Below are 22,153 nucleotides of genomic sequence, written 5' to 3'. Positions count from 1 at the left end.
ATTTTATTTATTTCTATATAAAAAACCGTCATGGAAAAAGAAAATGTACCACAGGATATAAGCAATTTGACAAAGAACAATGTTAAAGAGCTATTGTATGCAACAGACGAAAATGGCGAATATACGACTACTCTAAGTACAGGATGGGAACCTAAAGCAATTGCACTTTCAAATTCTATCGATGAAATAAACGAACGAATTGCAGATGCCAAAAGTCAGGTTGAAAACGGAGAAGCAAGTCCTATTCTCTACTTTATGGAACTTAATAAAATGGATGTAACGATTTTATCCAGTTACGTAGGTTTATGGAAATGGCGCGTAAAAAGACATTTTAAACCTAATGTCTTTGCTAAATTAAATGATAATACTTTAAAAAAATACGCTGCTGCGTTTGAGATTTCTATAGAAGAATTAAAAAACAGCATTACCAAATAATGGAGTTAAATTTTACACACCACCAATCTGCGCACTGCGAAAATGGAGTCGCTTCGAATCTGCTTAAAAGCAACGGACTGAACATCAGCGAACCGATGGTTTTCGGGATTGGTTCTGGTCTTTTCTTTGTATATCTTCCTTTCTTAAAAGTCAATCACGCGCCGGCCATTAGTTATAGAACGCTGCCGGGACAGATTTTTAATAAAGTAGCTGCTCGATTAAATTTAAAAATAAAAAGACAAAAATTTTCTTCTGTAAGTACCGCTTCTAAAGCTTTAGACGAAAATTTAAAAAATAACATTCTGACTGGTTTACAAGTTGGGGTTTATCATCTAAGTTATTTTCCTGATGAATACCGTTTTCATTTCAACGCACACAATTTAATTGTTTACGGAAAAACCGAAACAGATTATTTAGTGAGTGATCCTGTAATGGAAACTGTAACCACTTTGACACACGACGAAATGAACAAAGTTCGTTTTGCCAAAGGTGCTTTTGCTCCTCGCGGACAAATGTATTATCCGATACAAATTCCAGCGAATGTAGATTTAAAAAGTGCTATTCTTAAGGGAATTAAAAATACCTGCCGCGATATGCTGGCACCGTTTCCTCTTGTGGGAGTAGGCGGGATAAAATATGTTTCTAAGCGAATTAGAAAATGGCCTGCAAAATACGGAACAAAAAAAGCCAATCATTACCTGGCACAGATGGTTCGTATGCAGGAAGAGATTGGAACAGGAGGCGGTGGTTTCCGTTTTATTTATGCTGCATTTTTGCAGGAAGCTTCGGTTATTTTGGGTAACGAAGAATTGAAAACGCTTTCTAAAGAAATGACAAAAATCGGCGATTCATGGCGTGATTTTGCAGTTGAAGCTTCTCGTATTTATAAAAACAGAAGCGCCAAAGAAGACGCTTATAACACTATTGCCGATGAACTTTTGGACATTGCTAATAGAGAAGAAATCTTTTTCAAAAAATTAAAAAAAGCAATCAGCTAAAAAAATATTTTGCAGTCTATAATAAAAATAGAATCCCTTTCTAAACAATACAAAAATGCAGAAATGTATTCTTTGAACAATGTTTCGCTTGAAATAAATCAAGGAGAAATTTTTGGATTATTAGGCCCGAACGGCGCTGGAAAAACCACTTTGATCTCGATGCTCTGCGGTTTGATCAAACCTACTTCAGGTCATTTTACAATTGATGAACTGAATTACAGACAACATTCCAGAAAAATAAAAAAGATTATTGGCGTTGTTCCTCAAGAATATGCCTTATACCCTACTTTGACCGCACGCGAAAATCTTCTTTATTTTGGAAGTATGTACGGATTAAAAGGATCGTATTTAAAAGACAAAGTAGTCGAAACTATGGATCTTTTAGGTTTATTAAAATTCGCAGACAAACCAATCGAGACTTTCTCAGGCGGAATGAAACGAAGAATAAACCTGATCGCTGGAATTCTGCACAACCCAAAAGTTTTATTTTTAGACGAGCCGACCGTTGGGGTCGATGTACAATCTAGAAATGCCATAATTGATTATTTAAAAGTGCTCAACCAAAACGGAACTACTATTATTTATACTTCGCATCACTTGGGCGAAGCCGAAGATTTCTGTACCAAAATCGCTATTTTGGACCGCGGACGCATTTTTGCGCAGGGAACTCCAAAAAGTTTGATTGCTTCTACAACAGATGCTCGAAATCTCGAAGATGTTTTTATTTCATTAACCGGTAAAGACTTTAGAGATGGTATATAAAATTTGGATGTCGGTAGTAAAAGAATTCCTTTTACTTAAAAGAGATTTGGGAGGTTTGATTATTTTATTTGTCATGCCTTTGGTTTTGGTAATCACCGTAACTTTAATTCAGGACAGTACTTTTAAAACCGTAAGCGATTCTAAAATTCAGATTCTTTTGGTTGATAATGACAAAGGATCTGTTTCTAAAACGGTTTTTGATAATTTAGAAAAAAGCAATTTATTCAGCGTTGTAACGCAAATCGACAATAAAGAAATTACCGAAGAAATGGCTAAAGAAGCTGTTTACAAAGGAAAATTTCAATTAGCGATTGTTATTCCTCAAAATCTAAGTTCTGATCTACAGGAAAAAATCGACCAAAATGTTGCCAAAATTGTCAGCAGCATGGGCTTGACCGACACGACTGCTGTAAAAGAACCGCAAAGAATTATAAAAGAAAAACAAGTAAACTTATACTTTGATCCAGCGGTACAGATGAGCTTCAAAAATGCCGTGATGAGTTCGATCGATAAAATGATTTCTCAGATCGAAACCAAATCAATTTATACCACTTTTCAAAATCAATTGGGAGAGGGAACTACACAATTTGAGCAAAAAAGTTTTATTACTTTCAAAGAAATGATCCCGAAAATCAATAACAAAGAAGTGCGTCCAAATTCGGTACAGCATAACGTTCCGGCTTGGACACTTTTTGCAATCTTTTTTATTGTAATTCCCTTATCGATCAACATTGTAAAAGAAAAATCTCAGGGAACTTTTGTCCGTTTGTTAACCAATCCTGTTTCCAACTTGATTGTCATGATTGGAAAAACAATTACGTATCTAATCATCTGCATGATTCAGTTTTACATGATGGTTGCCGTAGCAATATTCTTGTTTCCAAGTATCGGATTACCGCCGCTTAATATAGAAGGGCATTGGGTTTTAATGAGCATCGTTGCTTTATTTTCAGGATTCGCAGCAATTGGTTTCGGAATTTTATTAGGAACCGTTGCCAGCACTCAAGAACAATCTGCTCCCTTTGGTGCCACAAGCGTTATTATTCTGGCTGCTATTGGCGGTGTTTGGGTTCCGGTTTTTGCCATGCCTACCATCATGCAGTACATTGCCAAATCGTCTCCGATGAATTGGGGACTAGAAGCGTTTTATGATGTATTATTAAGAAGCGTTTCTTTTGTAGAAATTATCCCAAAAATAGCATTGTTATTTTTGTTTTTTATAATCACCACTTCCATTGCTTTATTCTATGATAAAAAGAAAAGAACAGTATAACGAAGCCTCTGCCCTAACTGTTTCGCATGAAATTCGAATTCGTTTTAATGAAACTGATCCGTTAGGAATCGTTTGGCACGGCAATTATATTACTTATTTTGAAGATGGAAGAGAAGCCTTTGGACGTGAACATGGATTAACTTATTTGGATATTGCCAAAACGGGTTATACAACACCGATTGTAAAATCGACATGCGAGCATAAATTGTCACTGCGTTACGGCGATGTCGTAACCATAGAAACTACGGTTGTTGATACGCCCGCTGCCAAAATGATTTATCGTTTTAAAATTATTGATGAAAAAGGTGAAGTTGCCTGCACGGGAGAAACAACTCAGGTTTTTTTGGATAAAGACGGAAATTTAATGTTGACCAATCCTCCTTTTTATGAGGAATGGAAACGAAAAGTCGGGCTTTTGAAGTAAAAAACGAATTTCAGAGATTTTCATAAATTTTAAAAATCAAAATCTGTTTAAATCAGCTTCAATCTCTAAAATCTGCGTAAAACACGCAATATTGAAAATTATAAAATGTTAAGAGAAATATACATTACAGAAACAAATTGTATTACGCCGTTAGGTTTTGATGTTGAATCGAACATCGAATCGATTCTTCGCGGCGATACGGGAATTCAAATTCACAATGATATTTCTTTGATGCCGAATTCATTTTACGCATCCATTATTAATGACGAAAAAATAAATAACGCTTTCGCGGAAATCAGCGCGGAAACCAAATATTCCCGTTTAGAAAAAATGATGATTTTGGCTTTAGAGCCGATTATCAAAAATGCTGGTGTTGAATTAAATTCAAAAACCGCTTTTTTACTTTCTACAACCAAAGGAAATGTTACGGCTTTAAAAGATCAATCTGAAGAAAGTTTTAAAAGCGCTCATTTAGACGCCCTGGCAAAAAATGTTGCCGATTTCTTCCAATTTCAAACACAGCCAATTACTGTATCAAATGCCTGCGTTTCTGGAATTTTAGCCGTTTCTATTGCTAAAAGAATGATTCAGTCAGAATTGTACGATAATGTTTTTGTAGTAGCTGGCGACGAAGTTTCAGAATTTGTTTTGTCTGGTTTTAATGCATTTCAGGCTATGAGCGATCTGCCTTGCAAACCCTATTCTAAAAACAGAACTGGTGTAAGTCTGGGTGAAGCGACGGCTGCGGTTTTAGTTTCGGCGAATCCGGCAGCTGCCAAAATAAAAGTAATCGGCGACAGTTCGATCAACGATGCCAATCACATTTCAGGGCCTTCAAGAACGGGCGAAGGTTTGTTTTTGAGTATTCAAAATGCTTTGAAAGAAGCACAAATTGAAGCTCAGAAATTAGATTATATTTCAGCACACGGAACGGCCACTCCGTTTAACGACGAAATGGAAGCGATCGCTTTTGGAAGATTAAATCTCCAGAGTGTTCCTGTAAATAGTTTAAAAGGTTTTTACGGTCACACGCTTGGTGCGTCTGGATTATTAGAAACAGTAATTGCGATTGAATCGGCCAATTCAAATACACTTTTTGAATCAAAAGGTTTTGATGAAATCGGTGTGAGTGAAACTATTAATGTAATTGAGAAAAACGAAAATAAAAATATTGAATACTTCCTAAAAACAGCTTCTGGATTTGGAGGTTGTAATACGGCTGTGGTGTTTGAAAAAATTAAACACAAATTGCACTAATTTTCACGAATTAATTAGTGTAATTTATTGTTGATAATGAATCTGTGTTAATTTGTGAAATTCGTGTTCAATTTAAAAAATGACTCAAAAAACATACATACAATCTTATATCCAAATTGAAAACAACGAAATTGTTCTCAACGGAGAATCTGTATTCAAAATAGAACAAACCGATTTTGCTGATTTTTCGAAACAAGCTTATCGTCATTTTGAAATACAATATCCGAAGTTTTTCAAAATGGATGCTTTGAGCAAACTGGCTTTTTTAGGAGCCGACCTGCTTTTGAGTCCAATTGTTTCGGACGAAAAAGAGAATAATATCGCTTTGGTTTTGGCTAATAATTCGGCTAGTTTGGATACGGATGTAAAACATCAGGAATCAATTTCGGACAAGGGAAACTACTTTCCGAGTCCTGCTGTTTTTGTTTACACGCTCCCAAATATCTGTTTGGGCGAAATAAGTATTCGTCATCAGCTGAAAAGTGAAAATTCTTTTTTTATATTTGACACCTTTAATACAGAGTTTATGTCGAATTATTCCAACATTCTTCTAAATTCTAATAAGGCAGAAACTGTCCTGTGCGGCTGGGTAGAACTTTTTAATAACAATTATAAAGCTTTTCTTTGCACCATCGGAACAAATGAAAATTTAAAAATCACAAACGAAACTATCAATACATTATACAATAAATAATCATGGAAGCATTAAAACAAGAATTAAAAGAAAAAATCGTTACTACTCTAAACCTTGAAGATATCGCAATTGAAGATATTGCAGATAACGACCCATTGTTTGGAGATGGTTTAGGTTTAGACTCGATTGATGCTTTAGAATTAATCGTAATTTTAGATAAAGACTACGGAATCAAATTGGTTGATCCAAAAGAGGGTAAATCTATTTTTCAGTCGATAGAAACTATGGCTGCTTATATTGAAGCAAATAGAACTAAATAAATTTTAGATTTCAGACTTTAGATTTTAGATTTCAGGCAGAAATACTTAAAATCTAATTCAATTGGTTTTCAAAATTTTGTAAACCTAAAATAATAGTCTCCAAATCTAAAATCTAAAATTTAAAATCTAAAATGACAAGAGGTGTTGCCATAACTGGAATGGGGATTATATCTTCAATTGGAAACTCAGTTGAAGAAAGCTATATTTCGTTAATCGAAAATAAAATCGGAGTTTCTGAAATTCAGAATATTTCGACCATTCATGCCAATGTAATTAAGGTTGGTGAAATCAAAAAAACAAACGAAGAACTTATAGAAGAACTGCATTTGGACGAAACTAATAATTTCTCCAGAACGGCAATGATTGGTGCTTTGGCAGCAAAACAGGCTGTAAAAAATGCTGGTATTACTTCGATAAACGAATTCAGAACGGGACTTATTTCTGCAACCAGTGTTGGAGGTATGGATATGACCGAAAAACATTATTACGACTACTTTGAACATCCGGAACTGGTAAAATATATTACCTGTCACGATGGCGGCGATGTTGCAGATAAAATTGCAGAAGAATTAGGCTTAAAAGGAATGGTAACTACGATCAGCACAGCTTGTTCTTCGGCTGCCAATTCTATTATGCTTGGTGCACGATTGATAAAGTCTGGAAAATTAGACCGCGTGATTGTGGGAGGTACTGATGCTTTGGCAAAATTTACCATCAACGGATTTAAAACTTTGATGATTCTTTCTGACAATTACAACAAACCGTTTGACAATACCCGAAAAGGTTTAAATCTTGGTGAAGCTGCCGCATTTTTGGTTTTAGAATCGGATGAACTGGTAGCAAAACAAAACAAAAAAGTGCTGGCAAGAGTCTCTGGTTACGGAAATGCAAATGATGCTTATCACCAGACTGCTTCTTCAGAAAATGGGGACGGTGCTTATCTGGCGATGAAAAAAGCATTTGAAGTTTCGGGCTTAAAACCTTCGGATATTGATTACATCAATGTTCACGGAACTGCAACTCCAAACAACGATTTGTCTGAAGGGCGCGCTTTACTTCGCATTTTTCAGGATGAAAAAGTGCCTGACTTTAGTTCTACGAAACCATTTACAGGCCATACTTTGGCTGCTGCTGCTGCAATTGAAGCCGTTTTTAGTGTCTTGGCAATTCAGAATGGTGTTGTTTACCCTAATTTAAATTTTGAACAACCAATGGAAGAGTTTGATCTTCAACCTCAAACTTCTTTAAAAAATAAAACTATAGAACACGTTTTGTCTAATTCTTTCGGATTTGGAGGAAATTGTTCTACCCTTATATTCTCAAAAAGCTAATGACAAAAAAAACATATATAAATGGAGTAGGCTGTATTTCGACTCAAAAAACATTTGATACTGTTTTTTTAGAAGAAGCCGTTGTAAATGAAAACGAAAATGTTTTAAAAATCGTTTCACCTGCTTACAAAGATTACATCGCTCCTGCTGCAAGCCGACGCATGGCAAAAGGAGTTAAGAACGGAATTGTAGCCGCTGCTCTTGCTGTAAAAGACGCTGGTGTAGAAAATGTTGACGCTATTATTACCGGAACAGGTTTAGGATGTATCGAAGATTCTGAAAAATTCCTTACCGCTATTCTAGATAATAATGAAGAGTTTTTGACTCCGACTTCTTTTATTCAATCTACACATAATACTGTTGCAGCACAAATCGCTCTTACAATGCAGTGCAAAGGGTATAATTTTACGTATGTAAATGGTGCGGTTTCTTTTGAATCTGCTCTTTTAGATGCAAAAATGCAGATCGAAGATAACGAAGCCAACTCTATCTTAATTGGTGGTGTTGACGAAAATGGAGCTTATACTACAGCGCTTTTTAAATTATCAGGACGTATTAAACAAGACAACCAAGAGCCTTATCATCTTTTAAACGCAACTACAAACGGAGCTGTTTATGGAGAAGGTGCCAGTTTTTTTGTTTTAGAAAATGAAAAAAAAGAAACTACTTACGCTCAGGTCTTGGATATTGAAATGATCAATACACTGGAAGTTAATGAGGTAGAAAATAAAATAATCTCTTTTCTAAAAGCGAATAACTTAGAAATTTCGGATGTTGATGCCATTGTTTTAGGTTTTGACGGAAATGCTGCTTTTGAAAAATATTATTCGGAGCTTGCACAAAATGCTTTTGCAGCTACAACGCAGCTTTATTACAAACACCTTTGCGGCGAATTTGATACTGCGTCTGCTTTTGGTTTGTGGATGGCGTCAAAAATCATTAAGACGCAAGATGTTCCTGAAATTACAAGAGTAAACTCGGTTACTAAACCTGCTTACAATACTATTTTATTATACAATCAGTTAAACGGGAAAAATCATAGTTTCACATTGCTGTCAAAATGATAACGCACAAAAACATATCAATCTTTTTTATCTTTTTGATTGTTGTCCTTAATATTGTGAATTTTTACACGACGGTAAATTTTCTTTGGTTTTTAGGAATCGTTCTCATCTGGATTGGAATAAATGCGTTTGGATCTTCTAGAATATCGTCTAATTATCATGTAAAAGCGTATTGCAATAATCCGTTAGAAACAGAAAAAAAAATTGCGCTTACTTTTGACGACGGGCCAAGTCCGTACACTTTGGAAGTATTAGCATTATTGAAAAAGTATAATGCCAAAGCAACCTTTTTTTGTATTGGTAAAAATATTGAATTGTACCCTGAAATTGTAAAACAGATTGTAGCCGAAGGTCATTTGATTGGAAACCATTCGTACAGTCATTCTAAATTTTTTGATTTGTACAATGCTGATAAAATAACCGAAGAACTTCAAAAAACAGATCGTCTTCTGGAAAAATTTACATCAGGAAAAATAAACTTTTTCAGACCTCCTTATGGCGTTACCACTCCCTCTATAAGACGAGCTCTAAAAAAAACCGGTCATCAAGTAATCGGCTGGAATATTCGTTCGCTTGACGGAGGCACAAAAAATGAGAAATTAATTTTCGATAGAATAATAAAGCGTATTTCTCCCGGCGGAATTGTACTTTTGCATGATACAGCGCCGCATTCTGTTTTGGTATTGGAACAGTTTTTGCGTTTTTTACAGCAAAATAATTATACCGTGGTTTCTACAGAAGATCTTTTGAATCTTTCGGCGTACGAAATCAATCAAAACTAAATACAAATGAAAATTAAATTATATACTTTTCTCTTTTTTCTAAATGCCTTCTTTTTGACCGCACAGGAACAGAAAATGACAGCAGCAGAAATAACTGCTTTTAAAGAAGATGTGAATGTGGTTTCTAAAAAAATTAAAAGTTTAAGCACTGATTTTGTACAATACAAGCATTTGGATTTTTTGTCTAAAGACATCGAAACTTCTGGAAAAATGTATTTTAAAGAACCGTCAATGCTGCAATGGCAATACAAAAAACCATACAACTACAGTATTGTTTTTAAAAATGGCAAGATCCTGATTAATGACGAAGGAAAGAAAAGTGCGGTTGACATTGGCAACAGTAAAATTTTTGGCCGTATCAACAAATTAATTATTGGAAGTGTGAGCGGTAATATGTTTGATGATAAAGAATTTAACATTTCGTACTTTAAATCAAAAGGGCAGAACATCGCAAAATTTCTTCCGAAAGATGCGGACCTGAAAAAATACATCAAACAGATTGAACTCACTTTTGATAAAGAAGAAGCAACCGTCGTTCAGGTAAAACTTTTAGAATCTTCTGAAGACTACACCCGAATTGTACTTAAAAACAAAGTAATTAATGCAAAAATCGACGATTCAGTTTTTACTAATTAATTGTTTTTTACTTTTAATTTTGGTTTCATGCGGTTCTGTCGCAGAAAATTTTACACCCAAAAAATTAGAAAAAACAACTTTTGAAGTTCCTTATTTCTCCGATCCAAAAATCGATTATGTTTATAAAACCAACATTACGGTTTATGGAAATGATATCTCTGGAATTTTTATTGCTAAAAAAATAAACGACAGTATTCATCGTGTTGTTTTTACAACAGAATTTGGAAACAAACTTTTAGATTTCGAAATTTCAGATAAATCGTTTAAAGTCAATTCGATTGTTTCTGAGCTTGATCGCAAAATCCTGATCAATACCTTAAAAGAAGATTTTCGTTTACTGCTGCAAAAAGAGCATAGGATTACAGCAGCATTTGAAAAAGACGGTTTTGACATTTACAAATCAAAGGATCAAAATCGGGACAATTACTTATTTGTTTCCCAAACAAGCAATAAATTAGAAAAGATCATTCGTGCTTCTAAAACAAAAGAAAAAATAACCCTTCTTTTTAATTCAGAAAACAATATTTTTGCTGATAAGATTCAGATTATTCATCAAAATATTAAACTGCAGATTGTATTGCAGTATTTAAAATCGGAGTAGAATTTAAACTAATTATAAACTTTAAATCAATTAAAAATGAGAAAAATTATTGTAATTGCTTTTGTTTTATGTATTTATAATTTGTCACAGGCGCAAGTACGCGTAAGCCCTGGACTTAGAGGAGGTTTAAATCTTTCGAGATTAACAAACATTGATAACAATAACACTACAGCTGATTTTTATATTGGAGGTCTCGTAGATATTAAGTTTAATAAATATTTTTCGCTGCAGCCCGAAGTCAATTATTCCAGACAAGGATCAGAAGGTCGATATTATGATATGTATGACAATTATTATGAAACAAAATATGAATTAAATTATCTAACTTTAGGTGCAGTTGCAAAGCTGAATATTAAAGGAAGTGGTTTTCATATTTTGGCTGGGCCATCGGCTGATTTTAAAATTGATGATAATTTTGGTCGTTATGGTTTTAATCCAGTTGATTTTGACTTTGCAATTGTAGGCGGTGTGGGTTACACGTTACCAAACGGACTTACATTTGAGGCAAGAATAAAACAAGGTTTGGTTGATATTTACGGTTATGACAATTACTATGATGACGGAGAATATTATGACGATAATTTGATCCTGAATCAGGTGTTTCAGATCGGTATTAGTTATACCTTTAAAATGAAATAAAAACTATGATAAAAAAATTATTTTTTATTCTAGCTGTATTCTTTACAGTTATTCATTTACAAGCCCAAATGGTTGCCAAACCTGGTTTAAGAGCTGGAGTTAGTTTTTCGACAATTTCTGAAATGCATGCTAATTACAGAACTGATTTTTATGTTGGGGGTTTTACCGAATTAAATTTGACGAAGCATTATGCGCTTCAACCGGAAATAACGTACAGCAGACAAGGTTCTGATGATGTTGCTCGAAATTACTATGACGAAAGTTCACAAACAACAAAGGTTGAATATTTAGATTTGAATTTGAATTATTTGTCTTTGGCTATGATCAACAAAATCAAATTTGCTCAGGGAATCCAATTACAAGTCGGACCAACTTTAGACATACTGCTAAACGACAATCTTGTAGTAAAAAAAACACAAAATGATTTGGGTCTCGTTTTAGGAGTAGCTTATGAATCGCCTTCTGGTTTTACCTTTGAAGCACGATTTAAAAAAGGTTTTCTGGATATTCTGAGCAGCGATTATTATCAAAATGATAGTAATAATGATTATCTGTTTGGCGATTACAACACAAATATCAATTTTCAATTAGGCGTTTCCTATTCATTTGGAAAATAAAAAAATTATGGTTTTAAAAGATTTTTACAAAGTCCTGTCGGAGGAAAAAGTATCCGATACAAAATACAATGTTACCATTTTGGTTAATGAAAAACACGATGTTTTCAAAGGCCATTTTCCAGGAAACCCAATCATGCCGGGCGTGTGCATGATCCAGATTATAAAAGAGCTTACAGAAAAATTTACGCAGAGTTCTTTGTTGATTCAGACGTTAACAAATGTCAAATTTATGGCTTTGATTAATCCTGAAGCTACACCAGAATTACGCTTAGAACTAGATATTACGCATACAGAAGATAATTTGATTAAAGTTAAAAACACCACTTTCTTTAACAGCACAACTGCTTTAAAACTCAGTACAGTGTATAAAAAAATTTAACTATGAAACTACTATTTTCAATTTTACTATTGATCGGCTTTTCGGCTGCTACGCCAGATTTAGCTTCGATCCGAAAAATGTATTCTGATGTCGCAAAATCAGAAACAAACGCAAAAGAATTTACAGAAAAAATGGCTGGCGTAAACTCCAACGATGATAAAATTTTGGTGGCTTACAAAGCGGCTTCTATTTTAGTAGATTCTAAATTCGAAAAAAAATTAACCGAGAAAATCGAGCGCTTTAAAGAAGGTGCAAAAATGCTGGAAGCCGTAATTGCCTCTGAACCGAATAATATCGAAATGAGAATGATTCGTTTAAGCATTCAGGAAAATGTTCCTGGAATTACGGGTTACAAAAAAAATATTAAAGAAGACAAAAAATTCCTAACAGTACACTATCCGACATTGACAGGTACTTTGAAAGAATATATTAAAGACTTTGTTTTACAATCTGACAGTTTCTCTGCAAAAGAGAAACAATTTGTGAAGTAAGGCTTCAAATAAAAACTCATGAACTCTATTTTGCCCCAGCAGGAATTACTAAATTCGATTAACTTTTGCGTTATTGTACCAACCTACAATAATCAAAAAACGCTAAAAAGAGTATTAGACTCCATTTTAAAATATTCCTCGAATATTATTATTGTCAATGACGGGGCAACAGATTCAACCAATGAGATTTTAAAAGAATATTCGCAGCTCGTTCAAATTCATCATCCTAAAAATTTAGGAAAAGGACGTGCTCTTAGAAACGGCTTTAGAAAAGCGATCGAATTGAATTTTGAATATGCAATTACGATCGATTCTGATGGTCAGCATTTTGCTTCTGATATTCCGTGCTTTTTAGCCGAAATTCAGAAGCAGCCCAATGCGCTATTGATCGGAGGCCGTAATATGACACAAGAAAATGTTCCCAAAAAAAGCAGTTTTGGGAACAAATTTTCTAATTTCTGGTTTAAGTTTGAAACTGGAATTAAGCTAGAAGATACCCAGTCTGGTTTTAGATTATATCCCTTAAAACTGCTTCCAAAACAATTTTATACAAATAAATTTGAATTTGAAATCGAAGTAATTGTGCGTGCTGCCTGGAAAGGAATTGTGGTAAAGAACATTCCGATTCAAGTTTTATATGATCCCGCAGAACGAGTTTCGCATTTTCGTCCGTTTCAAGATTTTACCAGAATCAGTATTTTGAATACGGTTTTGGTAACCAATGCTCTTTTATACATTAAACCGCGCGACTTTTTTAGACGCGCAAAAAAAAAAGGTCTTAAAAAGTTTTTCTTAGAAGATGTTTTAGAAAGCGACGATTCTAATTTTAAAAAATCAGCCGCTATTGCATTAGGAATCTTTATAGGGCTCTCTCCTTTTTGGGGCTTTCAAACCTTGCTGTTGTTTACATTAGCAGCATTATTGAGGTTGAATAAAGTGATTGCTTTTTTATTTTCTAATGTCAGTTTCCCGCCTTTTATTCCGTTTATCATTTATGCTTCTTTAAAGATCGGAAGTATTTTTGTTGCAGCCGATGCTCCTTTACATTTGGATAGTTCGATAACGTTAGACGATATTCAAAAAAATGCTGCACAATATATCATCGGAAGTCTTATTTTAGCAGCCGTTTCTGCATTGTCTGCTGGTTTGATAAGTTATTTACTTTTAACTGCTTTCAGTAGAAAACATTTAGAGTAAATTTGCCACGAATTCACGAATTTTTTATTCATTGATTATTAATTCGTGACAACAAAATTTATGGCCAAAAACAATTATAATTAAACGATGCACCACTATTTTTACTCCATTCATTTATTCGTAAATCGAAGAAAATCTTTGTCCATTTTATTGGCATTGGGGATGCTTCTTATTTTTGGCTTTTTTGCATCAAGGCTTAAATTCGAAGAAGACATCACCAAACTGATTCCTACCAATGACAAAACTGATATCACGGCCAAAGTTTTAAAACAGCTTAATTTTGCAGATAAAACCACTGTCATTTTTAAACTTGACGAAAAAGGCACAGCCGATGATTTAAAAGAAATGGCTGCTGCGTTTTCTGACAGCGTTTCTATTTCTTGTAAACCTTATGTAACAGGAATTCAAGGAAAAATTAACGAAGAAAATATTCAGGAAACCATAGATTTTGTATACCACAACCTGCCGCTTTTTTTGGATGATAAAGATTATGAAAACATTCAGCAAAAGCTTCAAAAAGATAGTATTGCAGGAACCGTAGATGGAAATTACAAATCCATTATTTCTCCTTCAGGATTTGTTACCAAAGATTTTATTCTTCGCGATCCGTTCGGAATTTCATTTATAGCCTTAAAAAAATTACAGCAATTAAATATTGGTGATGATTTTACGCTTGACAATGGATTTGTCATGACGAAAGATAAAAAGAAATTACTGCTGTTTATTACCTCCAATATTCCGTCCAGCGAAACAGAAAAAAACACAATTCTCGCCAATAAACTGGCTTCTATACAAGAGCATTTAAATCAGAAATTTGAAGGTAAAACGAGCATTAGTTATTTTGGTTCGGCATTAATTGCTGTTGCAAACGCTAAACAAATTAAGAGTGATATTGTTTTATCAACCTCAATTGCAATGTTTACTTTAATGCTGATTTTGATTTTGTTTTACCGCAAAATTTTAATTCCGTTAATCATTTTTCTGCCAACACTGTTTGGCGGTTTATTTGCTGTGGCATTTTTATATTTTACAAGACAGCAGATTTCGGCAATTTCTCTTGGTATAGGTTCTATTCTGCTCGGTATCACGATTGATTATTCTATTCATATTCTCACACATTACAAACACAACAGCGATGTAAAAACATTGTACAAAGACATTACCATGCCGGTAATCATGAGCAGTTCTACCACTGCCGTTGCTTTTTTATGCCTGCTTTTTGTAAAATCTACAGCGCTTAACGATCTGGGAATTTTTGCTGCTGTGATTGTAATGGCTTCTGCATTTTTTTCTTTACTAATTGTACCGCATTTGTACAAGCCGAAAGAAAATCAATCGGAAAATAAAAAAAATGTTATTGATAAGCTGGCTCATTTTTCTTTTCATAACAACAAAATCTTAATTGGTTTTTGTGTGATCATTACAATCATTTGTTGTTTTACGTATAATGATGTTGGTTTTAATAATGATTTATCGCAGTTAAATTTTATCCCGAAAGACCTTAAAACAGCCGAAAAAGAATTGGAAGAAAGCAGCAGTTTAACTTCAAAAACTATTTATGCCGCTTCATACGGCAAAAGCATGGAAGAAGCACTAGAGCATAACAGCCAGCTTTTTACTGATTTAACAAAAGAAAAACAACAGCATAAAATTTTAAATTTTAGTTCTGTTGGCGGCATTATGATTTCGCAGGCTGCACAAGAACAGAAAATTGCCAAATGGAATTCTTTCTGGGATACTAATAAAAAAACATTTTTAAAATCAGAATTAATTGTACAAGGTGCTAAACTTGGTTTTAAACCTACTACATATGATGCTTTTTACGAACAGCTCAATCAAAATTTTAAACCGATTTCTGCACAAGAATATTTAAAAATTCAAGCGTTGCAGCTGCAGGAATTTGTCAGCGAAAAAAATGGTTTTTACACCATATCAACCTTAATAAAACTGGCGCCCGAACAACGTGATGCTTTTGTGAAATCGGTTGAAAAAAAACAAAATGTCATCGCAATTGACCGTCAGCAGATGAATGAAACATTCTTCAGCACGTTAAAAACTGATTTTAATTCTCTTGTAAATTATTCGTTTATAGCGGTAATTTTAATTCTGTTTTTCTTTTTCAGAAGAGTAGAATTGGTTTTGGTCAGCTGTATTCCGATTGCATTAACAGGAATCGTAACCGCTGGAATAATGGGAATCTTTGGCATTCAGATGAATATTTTCAGCATGATTGTCTGTACCCTAATTTTCGGTCATGGTGTCGATTTTAGTATTTTTATGACGAGTGCCCTTCAAAAAGAATATACATCGGGTGTAAACGAAATTGCCATTTACAGAACCTCTATTATTTTGGCTGTAATTACAACCATTCTCGGAATCGGTGCCATGATATTTGCAAAACATCCTGCACTTACTTCTATTTCGTCTGTTTCGTTAATAGGGGTTTTTGCGGCGCTTATTATTACGTTTATCTTCTACCCGATTCTTTTTAAAATGTTTATTTCGAATCGCCCGAAAAAAGGAAATTCTCCTATCGATATTCGTACGTTGATTCACGGAATTATTTCTTTTTTCTATTACGGTTTTGGCGGTATTGTAGTGTCTCTCTTTAGTTTGGCTATCATGCCGATTCTTCCAATCAAAGAAGAAAAGAAAATAAAAGGTCTTCGTTACGTGACTTCAAAATTCATGAAATCGGTATTGTATTCCAATCCATTCATATCCAAAAAAGTTTTAAATCCAAACGGCGAAACTTTTGACAAACCAGCCATAATTATAGCCAATCATTCCTCTTTTGTTGATATTTTAGCGATAGGACAATTGAGCCCAAAAATTATTTTCCTGGTAAATGACTGGGTTTATAAATCTCCTATTTTTGGAGGAGCAGTTAGAAAATTAGGCTTTTATCCTGTATCTGAAGGCTTAGAAAGCGGTATAGAACCACTTCGCCAAAAAGTAAAAGAAGGATATTCGTTAATCATTTTTCCAGAAGGAACGCGTTCAGAGAGCAATCAAATTAACCGTTTTCATAAAGGTGCTTTTTTACTGGCAGAAGAGTTTAATCTGGATATCCTGCCTATCTTAATACACGGCGCTTCAGAAGCCATTCCGAAAGGAGATTTTGTGATTCATCACAGTAGTTTAACACTTTCTATTTTAGAAAGAATTACACCAGACAATCTTGCATTCGGAAAAAATTATGCCGAAAGAACCAAACTCATCAGCACTTATTTTAAATCTGAGTTTCAGAAAATGCGCCAAAAATTTGAAGGTGCAGATTATTTCAAAAAAATGCTTATTCAGAGTTATGCCTACAAAGAAAATGAAGTGGTGCGCGATGTAAAAAGCAATGTCAAAACCAACCTAGAAACTTATTTTGCTCTCAATAAATGTTTTTCAGCCAAAGCAAAAATTTTACGTTTAGGAAATGATCACGGAGAACTAGATGTTTTATTGGCGCTGCAAGAACCACAGCGAAAAATCTTTTCGTTTCTTTTTGATGAAGAAAAACGTGCTGTCGCAAAAACCAATTATATTGCCCGAAAACGAAAAATTACTTACTTAGAAAAACAAGAAGAAATAGCAGCACTATCTTTTGAAACGGTTCTAATTTCTGAAGAAAATTTAGAAATTGATTTAGAAAAAATAGTTTCAAAATCTTCACAGATTATTTTAATTCAGAATTCGGCTTTAAAAAACACACTTCTTAATTTTGGTTTTGAATGTGTTTTGGATGAAAATGCAATAGGTATTTTTAATAAAAAATAAGATGAAAGAGCATTACGATGTAGTGATTATTGGCAGCGGTTTGGGCGGACTTGTTTCGGCTGTAATTCTGGCAAAAGAAGGTTACAGCGTTTGTATGCTCGAAAAAAACAATCAATATGGCGGTAATCTTCAGACTTTTGTAAGGGACAAAACCATTTTTGATACCGGTATCCATTATATCGGCGGTCTGAGTGAAGGTCAAAATCTGCATCGTTATTTTCAATATATTGGAATAATGGATCATTTAAATCTAAAAAAATTAGACGAAAATGGTTTTGATGTGATTTCTTTTGATGATGATGCGACAACCTATCCACATGCTCAGGGTTTTGCTAATTTTGCAGCGCAGTTGACGAATTATTTTCCCGAAGAAAAAGAAAATATTGAGAACTATTGTCAAAAAATACAAGACGTCTGCAAAGCTTTTCCGCTTTACAATCTGGAATCTGAAGGTCGTTATGATGATGAAATTGTAACGCTTAACGCGAAAGAAACGATTGATTCTTTTACCCAAAATGAGAAACTAAAAGCAGTTTTGGCCGGATCTAATTTTCTGTATGCGGGTATTGCCAGCAAATCGCCTTTTTACGTTCATGCACTTGTAGTAAACTCTTATATCGAAAGTTCCTGGCGTTGTGTAAATGGAGGCAGCCAAATTACGAAGCAGCTTTTGAAACAGCTCAAAAAATACGGAGGAGAATTCTATAAACATAAAGAAGTTACGCAGTTTACAGTTGAAAATCAAAAAGTAAATTTGGCCGTTATGAAAGACGGAACCAAAGTTTCCGGCGGTATTTTTATTTCTAATATTGAGCCCAAAACAACTTTAAAAATGGCTGGGCAGGAAAATTTTAGAAAACCATTTTTCAACAGAATCCAAAATCTAGAAGGAGTGCTGTCTGCTTTTAGTCTTTATATTGTTTTTAAACCTAAAACTTTTAAATACATCAATCATAATTTTTATCATTTTAAAAATAGTAACGAAGTCTGGACGTCTCATGAATACGACGATAATTCCTGGCCGAAAACCTATATGGCTTCTATGAACGTTTCTGCAAAAGACGAAGAATGGGCAGACGGAATGACGTTTTTGACGTATATGAAATACGATGATGTTAAAGCATGGGAAAATACTTTTAACACCACTTTTGCCGAAAATGACCGGGGAGAAAGTTATGAAGCGTTTAAAAGTAAAAAAGCTTCTAAATTTTTAGAAGAGATCGAAAAAAAATTTCCTGGAATTAAAGACTGCATCAAATCTATTCATACCTCTACACCGCTTTCTTATCGGGATTATATTGGCGGCGATGCTGGTAATATGTACGGTTATGTAAAAGATTCTAATAATCCGATGAAAACTTTGATTCCGTCCAAAACTAAACTCGAAAATCTTTATCTTACCGGACAAAGTGTTAATATGCACGGTGTTCTCGGAGTAACGATCGGCGCTGTTATTACCTGTTCTGAAATTGTCGGAAAAGAATATCTATTAGAAAAAATCAATCAAACAACTGAATAAATCATTTATGAAAAGCCGTATTCTATCCTTTCTTTTCATTACTTTTTTAGCATTGCTGAGTTCCTGCGGCACTTCAAAATCAAAAAATCACAAACCCGATCTTAGTTCTTATAACGCCGCGTTGCCTATTGTAAAAAAAATTTCAGATACCGTTTTTGTTTCAGGAAAAAATTCCTTTTTTAAAAACAAACAGGGACTTTGGGAATTATATGCAGAAGGCGATCCGCTGCAAATTGGTCTTACTACGGGAGCATTAACCGATTCGCTTTTACTAAAACAACAGCGTATTTTTTTCTCTAAAATAACCGATTTTATTCCTTCTAAATTTCAGCAAAAAATACTTCGTAAGTTTTTAATCTGGTACAATCGCAAATTGTATTTAAATGTTCCAAACGAATATCAGGCAGAAATTTACGGCGTTTCACAATATACCGGGCATGAATTTGACAATATTGCACCGCAATTTCAACGCAGTTTATACCTGCATGGAGCTCATGATATTGGCCACGCTATGCAGGATCTGGCTTTGGTGGGCTGTTCTTCTTTTGCAGTATGGAATGAAAAAACAGAAGATGGAAATTTACTTCTCGGCCGTAATTTGGACTTTTATGTAAATGACGAATTCGCAGAAAATAAAATTGTAGCCTTTATAAATCCAAAAGAAGGATTTCCATTTATGACGGTTTCTTGGCCCGGAATGATTGGCACCGTTTCTGGAATGAATCTTGAAGGTTTAACGGTCACCATTAACGCCTCAAAATCGCAGATTCCGCTTACCGCAAAAACGCCGATTTCTATCCTTACCCGAGAAATTTTACAGCATGCCAAAAATCTTGACGAAGCAATTGCGATCGCCAAAAAAAGGGATGTTTTTGTTTCTGAATCTATTATGGTCGGAAGCGCTCACGACAACAAAGCAATTTTGATTGAAGTTTCTCCAGAAAAAATGGATGTTTACGAAGCTCCAAACAGCAGCGAATTAATTTGTTCCAATCATTTTCAAGGGGAAGCTTTTAAAGATGATAAACGAAATCAGGAACAAATTGTGAATAGTCATTCTCAATATCGTTATGAAAGAATGCAGGAATTATTAAAAGAAAATCCAAAAGTAAGCCCCAAAACAGCTTCGGAAATTCTTAGAAATAAAGAGGGATTACAGAATATTGCTTTGGGTTACGGAAACGAAAAAGCTCTAAATCAGCTTTTGGCTCACCACGGAATTATTTTTAAACCTAAAGAAAAACTGGTTTGGGTTTCGGCAAATCCGTATCAATTGGGAGAATTCGTATGCTATAATTTAAATGCTGTTTTTAAGGAAAGAACAGAAGCTCAGACAAGCTCTCTTGAAATTGAAAACTTAAACATTCCGAAAGATCCTTTTTTAAATACTGAAATGTTTAAAAATTTTCAAAAATTTAAAATTGAAAATCAGCAGATTGACGATTCTTTAGATAAAAAAGAAAAAATTGCTCCCGAAAAGCTTTTACAATATCAATCACTAAACCCTGATTATTGGGTTGTGTATTACAAAACAGGATTGTACTTTTATCAGCAAAAAGATTTTGCTGCAGCAAAAGTAAATTTTGAAAAAGCATTAACAAAAGAAATTACCACAGCTCCTGAAAAAGAAGCAATTGAGAAATACCTAGAAAAAATCAAAAGAAAATTAAAATGATTCCAGATATAGAAAAAGATTCTTTAGCCCAAATTAAAAATTTACAAGAGCAAAAATTAGTCGAGCTTTTGAACTATATCGGCGAACACTCTCCATTTTATAAAAGACTTTTTGCAGGACAAAATATAGATATTTCAAAAGTAAAAACTCTCGAAGATTTACAGCATCTTCCTGTAACCACTAAAGAAGACTTACAACAATATAACGATGATTTTTTGTGTGTACCACAAAATAAAATTATAGATTATGCCACAACATCTGGCACTTTGGGAGATCCCGTAACTTTTGGTTTAACCGATTCTGATTTGGACAGACTGGCTTATAACGAAGCCATTTCGTTTGCCTGCGCCGGAATTGCAGAAGGAGATGTAGTGCAGTTGATGACTACAATTGACCGAAAATTTATGGCAGGTTTGGCTTATTTTTTAGGTTTAAGAAAACTAAAAGTAGGTGTAATACGTGTCGGGGCCGGAATTCCAGAAATGCAGTGGGATTCTATTTTAAAATACAATCCGAGTTACTTGATTACTGTTCCCTCTTTTCTATTAAAGTTAATTGAATACGCTGAAATACACGGAATTGATTATAATAATTCGAGCATAAAAGGAGCTGTTTGTATCGGAGAATCTCTGAGAGAACAGGATTTTTCTATGAATATTTTATCTAAAAAAATCACTGATAAATGGAATATTAAGTTGTATTCTACTTATGCTTCAACTGAAATGAGCACGGCTTTTACTGAATGCGAACACGGAAAAGGAGGCCATCATCATCCAGAATTAATTATTATTGAAGTTCTTGACGAAAATAATATGCCTGTAAAAAATGGCGAAATCGGCGAACTGACTTTTACTACTTTGGGTATAGAAGCGATGCCCTTATTGCGTTTTAAAACTGGTGATATTGTACAAGCGCACGACGAACCTTGTGCCTGCGGCAGAAATACTTTGCGTGTTGGTCCAGTTGTTGGGCGCAAAAAGCAGATGATCAAATATAAAGGTACAACACTTTATCCGCCAGCGATGAATGATGTTTTGAGCAGTTTTGATAATATCGAAAATCACTTGATCGAAATTTCAACCAACGATTTAGGAACCGATGAAATCGTGATTAAAATTGCAGCCAAAAATCAAACTCCAGAATTTCTTCAAGAAATAAAAGACCACTTTAGAGCAAAACTAAGAGTAACTCCAAAGATTGAATTTGCTTCAAAAGAAGTTTTAAATCCACTGGTTTTTAACCCAATGAGTAGAAAACCGATTCGATTTTTTGATTATAGGTCTTAAAATAGGTGCAAAGATGCAAAGGTTCAGAGGGACAAAGCCTCTTTATCAGCATTATAGAAAACCTC

At 34.2% G+C, this 22,153-nt stretch carries 22 protein-coding genes; all 22 read left to right on the top strand.

Translation table 11 applies throughout. The annotated features are described in order from the left end of the window. The first annotated feature begins 30 nt into the window (after positions 1-30). A complete protein-coding gene (DarG, locus tag C4F50_RS08135; protein ID WP_193845951.1) occupies positions 31-435 on the top strand; it encodes a flexirubin biosynthesis protein DarG in 405 nt (134 codons plus the stop codon). Continuing rightward, positions 435-1,433, top strand: a complete 999-nt coding sequence (darH, locus tag C4F50_RS08130; protein ID WP_193845950.1) for a BtrH-related acyltransferase DarH — start codon at positions 435-437, stop codon at positions 1,431-1,433. The genes DarG and darH overlap by 1 nt, the downstream gene beginning before the upstream one ends. A 63-nt stretch (positions 1,434-1,496) precedes the next feature. Further along, positions 1,497-2,195, top strand: coding sequence for an ABC transporter ATP-binding protein (locus C4F50_RS08125; RefSeq protein ID WP_194139132.1), 699 nt, complete (start codon positions 1,497-1,499; stop codon positions 2,193-2,195). Continuing rightward, a complete protein-coding gene (locus tag C4F50_RS08120; RefSeq protein ID WP_193845949.1) occupies positions 2,185-3,468 on the top strand; it encodes an ABC transporter permease in 1,284 nt (427 codons plus the stop codon). Before C4F50_RS08125 ends, C4F50_RS08120 begins: the two co-directional genes overlap by 11 nt. Then, positions 3,443-3,892, top strand: a complete 450-nt coding sequence (locus C4F50_RS08115; RefSeq protein WP_193845948.1) for an acyl-CoA thioesterase — start codon at positions 3,443-3,445, stop codon at positions 3,890-3,892. The genes C4F50_RS08120 and C4F50_RS08115 overlap by 26 nt, the downstream gene beginning before the upstream one ends. Positions 3,893-3,997: 105 nt before the next feature. Further along, complete coding sequence (locus C4F50_RS08110; protein ID WP_193845947.1) at positions 3,998-5,149, top strand: beta-ketoacyl synthase N-terminal-like domain-containing protein; 1,152 nt, start codon at positions 3,998-4,000, stop codon at positions 5,147-5,149. Positions 5,150-5,228: 79 nt separating this feature from the next. Beyond that, positions 5,229-5,843: a 3-oxoacyl-ACP synthase gene (locus tag C4F50_RS08105; RefSeq protein WP_193845946.1), complete on the top strand. Its 615-nt coding sequence runs from the start codon at positions 5,229-5,231 to the stop codon at positions 5,841-5,843. A 2-nt stretch (positions 5,844-5,845) separates the two neighbouring features. Continuing rightward, the gene (locus C4F50_RS08100; protein WP_193845945.1) at positions 5,846-6,103 is read left to right on the top strand and encodes a phosphopantetheine-binding protein; all 258 of its coding nucleotides are present in this window, start codon (positions 5,846-5,848) and stop codon (positions 6,101-6,103) included. Positions 6,104-6,234: 131 nt separating this feature from the next. Then, positions 6,235-7,434 (top strand): beta-ketoacyl-[acyl-carrier-protein] synthase family protein, encoded by a 1,200-nt coding sequence (locus C4F50_RS08095; protein WP_193845944.1) that lies wholly within the window; start codon positions 6,235-6,237, stop codon positions 7,432-7,434. Beyond that, complete coding sequence (locus tag C4F50_RS08090; RefSeq protein WP_193845943.1) at positions 7,434-8,498, top strand: beta-ketoacyl synthase N-terminal-like domain-containing protein; 1,065 nt, start codon at positions 7,434-7,436, stop codon at positions 8,496-8,498. The genes C4F50_RS08095 and C4F50_RS08090 overlap by 1 nt, the downstream gene beginning before the upstream one ends. A gap of 56 nt (positions 8,499-8,554) precedes the next feature. Further along, on the top strand, positions 8,555-9,280 hold the full coding sequence (locus tag C4F50_RS08085) for a polysaccharide deacetylase family protein (protein WP_348536990.1): 726 nt from the start codon (positions 8,555-8,557) through the stop codon (positions 9,278-9,280). Positions 9,281-9,286: 6 nt separating this feature from the next. Next, on the top strand, positions 9,287-9,916 hold the full coding sequence (lolA2, locus tag C4F50_RS08080; RefSeq protein WP_193845941.1) for a flexirubin biosynthesis/transport protein LolA2: 630 nt from the start codon (positions 9,287-9,289) through the stop codon (positions 9,914-9,916). Continuing rightward, positions 9,882-10,517 (top strand): flexirubin biosynthesis protein LolB2, encoded by a 636-nt coding sequence (gene lolB2 / locus C4F50_RS08075; RefSeq protein ID WP_193845940.1) that lies wholly within the window; start codon positions 9,882-9,884, stop codon positions 10,515-10,517. The genes lolA2 and lolB2 overlap by 35 nt, the downstream gene beginning before the upstream one ends. A 36-nt stretch (positions 10,518-10,553) precedes the next feature. After that, entirely contained in the window at positions 10,554-11,156 is a 603-nt protein-coding gene (locus C4F50_RS08070; RefSeq protein ID WP_193845939.1) for a porin family protein, read from the top strand. Between the two features lie 5 nt (positions 11,157-11,161). Next, positions 11,162-11,773 (top strand): porin family protein, encoded by a 612-nt coding sequence (locus C4F50_RS08065; protein ID WP_193845938.1) that lies wholly within the window; start codon positions 11,162-11,164, stop codon positions 11,771-11,773. Positions 11,774-11,780: 7 nt separating this feature from the next. Continuing rightward, complete coding sequence (locus C4F50_RS08060; protein WP_193845937.1) at positions 11,781-12,152, top strand: ApeI family dehydratase; 372 nt, start codon at positions 11,781-11,783, stop codon at positions 12,150-12,152. Between the two features lie 2 nt (positions 12,153-12,154). Further along, positions 12,155-12,643: a hypothetical protein gene (locus C4F50_RS08055; RefSeq protein WP_193845936.1), complete on the top strand. Its 489-nt coding sequence runs from the start codon at positions 12,155-12,157 to the stop codon at positions 12,641-12,643. Between the two features lie 18 nt (positions 12,644-12,661). Further along, positions 12,662-13,840, top strand: a complete 1,179-nt coding sequence (locus tag C4F50_RS08050; RefSeq protein ID WP_193845935.1) for a DUF2062 domain-containing protein — start codon at positions 12,662-12,664, stop codon at positions 13,838-13,840. 87 nt (positions 13,841-13,927) lie between these two features. After that, positions 13,928-17,608: an MMPL family transporter gene (locus tag C4F50_RS08045; protein WP_193845934.1), complete on the top strand. Its 3,681-nt coding sequence runs from the start codon at positions 13,928-13,930 to the stop codon at positions 17,606-17,608. A 1-nt stretch (position 17,609) separates the two neighbouring features. Next, positions 17,610-19,127: a phytoene desaturase family protein gene (locus tag C4F50_RS08040; protein ID WP_193845933.1), complete on the top strand. Its 1,518-nt coding sequence runs from the start codon at positions 17,610-17,612 to the stop codon at positions 19,125-19,127. A gap of 7 nt (positions 19,128-19,134) precedes the next feature. Then, a complete protein-coding gene (locus C4F50_RS08035) occupies positions 19,135-20,802 on the top strand; it encodes a C45 family autoproteolytic acyltransferase/hydrolase (protein WP_193845932.1) in 1,668 nt (555 codons plus the stop codon). Further along, positions 20,799-22,088, top strand: coding sequence for a flexirubin biosynthesis putative acyl-CoA ligase FlxY (gene flxY, locus C4F50_RS08030; RefSeq protein WP_193845931.1), 1,290 nt, complete (start codon positions 20,799-20,801; stop codon positions 22,086-22,088). The genes C4F50_RS08035 and flxY overlap by 4 nt, the downstream gene beginning before the upstream one ends. Positions 22,089-22,153 lie beyond the last annotated feature (65 nt).

It is taken from the genome of Flavobacterium hungaricum, from assembly GCF_015182285.1.
Lineage (GTDB): Bacteria > Bacteroidota > Bacteroidia > Flavobacteriales > Flavobacteriaceae > Flavobacterium > Flavobacterium hungaricum.
This window is presented reverse-complemented; position numbering and strand designations above follow the sequence as displayed.

What these genes read in the sequence shown, in the direction of transcription:
- DarG (WP_193845951.1), top strand. Translation starts at nt 31, where the DNA reads ATGGAAAAAGAAAATGTACCACAGGATATAAGCAATTTGACAAAGAAC.
- darH (WP_193845950.1), top strand. Translation starts at nt 435, where the DNA reads ATGGAGTTAAATTTTACACACCACCAATCTGCGCACTGCGAAAATGGA.
- C4F50_RS08125 (WP_194139132.1), top strand. Translation starts at nt 1,497, where the DNA reads ATGTATTCTTTGAACAATGTTTCGCTTGAAATAAATCAAGGAGAAATT.
- C4F50_RS08120 (WP_193845949.1), top strand. Translation starts at nt 2,185, where the DNA reads ATGGTATATAAAATTTGGATGTCGGTAGTAAAAGAATTCCTTTTACTT.
- C4F50_RS08115 (WP_193845948.1), top strand. Translation starts at nt 3,443, where the DNA reads ATGATAAAAAGAAAAGAACAGTATAACGAAGCCTCTGCCCTAACTGTT.
- C4F50_RS08110 (WP_193845947.1), top strand. Translation starts at nt 3,998, where the DNA reads ATGTTAAGAGAAATATACATTACAGAAACAAATTGTATTACGCCGTTA.
- C4F50_RS08105 (WP_193845946.1), top strand. Translation starts at nt 5,229, where the DNA reads ATGACTCAAAAAACATACATACAATCTTATATCCAAATTGAAAACAAC.
- C4F50_RS08100 (WP_193845945.1), top strand. Translation starts at nt 5,846, where the DNA reads ATGGAAGCATTAAAACAAGAATTAAAAGAAAAAATCGTTACTACTCTA.
- C4F50_RS08095 (WP_193845944.1), top strand. Translation starts at nt 6,235, where the DNA reads ATGACAAGAGGTGTTGCCATAACTGGAATGGGGATTATATCTTCAATT.
- C4F50_RS08090 (WP_193845943.1), top strand. Translation starts at nt 7,434, where the DNA reads ATGACAAAAAAAACATATATAAATGGAGTAGGCTGTATTTCGACTCAA.
- lolA2 (WP_193845941.1), top strand. Translation starts at nt 9,287, where the DNA reads ATGAAAATTAAATTATATACTTTTCTCTTTTTTCTAAATGCCTTCTTT.
- lolB2 (WP_193845940.1), top strand. Translation starts at nt 9,882, where the DNA reads ATGCAAAAATCGACGATTCAGTTTTTACTAATTAATTGTTTTTTACTT.
- C4F50_RS08070 (WP_193845939.1), top strand. Translation starts at nt 10,554, where the DNA reads ATGAGAAAAATTATTGTAATTGCTTTTGTTTTATGTATTTATAATTTG.
- C4F50_RS08065 (WP_193845938.1), top strand. Translation starts at nt 11,162, where the DNA reads ATGATAAAAAAATTATTTTTTATTCTAGCTGTATTCTTTACAGTTATT.
- C4F50_RS08060 (WP_193845937.1), top strand. Translation starts at nt 11,781, where the DNA reads ATGGTTTTAAAAGATTTTTACAAAGTCCTGTCGGAGGAAAAAGTATCC.
- C4F50_RS08055 (WP_193845936.1), top strand. Translation starts at nt 12,155, where the DNA reads ATGAAACTACTATTTTCAATTTTACTATTGATCGGCTTTTCGGCTGCT.
- C4F50_RS08050 (WP_193845935.1), top strand. Translation starts at nt 12,662, where the DNA reads ATGAACTCTATTTTGCCCCAGCAGGAATTACTAAATTCGATTAACTTT.
- C4F50_RS08045 (WP_193845934.1), top strand. Translation starts at nt 13,928, where the DNA reads ATGCACCACTATTTTTACTCCATTCATTTATTCGTAAATCGAAGAAAA.
- C4F50_RS08040 (WP_193845933.1), top strand. Translation starts at nt 17,610, where the DNA reads ATGAAAGAGCATTACGATGTAGTGATTATTGGCAGCGGTTTGGGCGGA.
- C4F50_RS08035 (WP_193845932.1), top strand. Translation starts at nt 19,135, where the DNA reads ATGAAAAGCCGTATTCTATCCTTTCTTTTCATTACTTTTTTAGCATTG.
- flxY (WP_193845931.1), top strand. Translation starts at nt 20,799, where the DNA reads ATGATTCCAGATATAGAAAAAGATTCTTTAGCCCAAATTAAAAATTTA.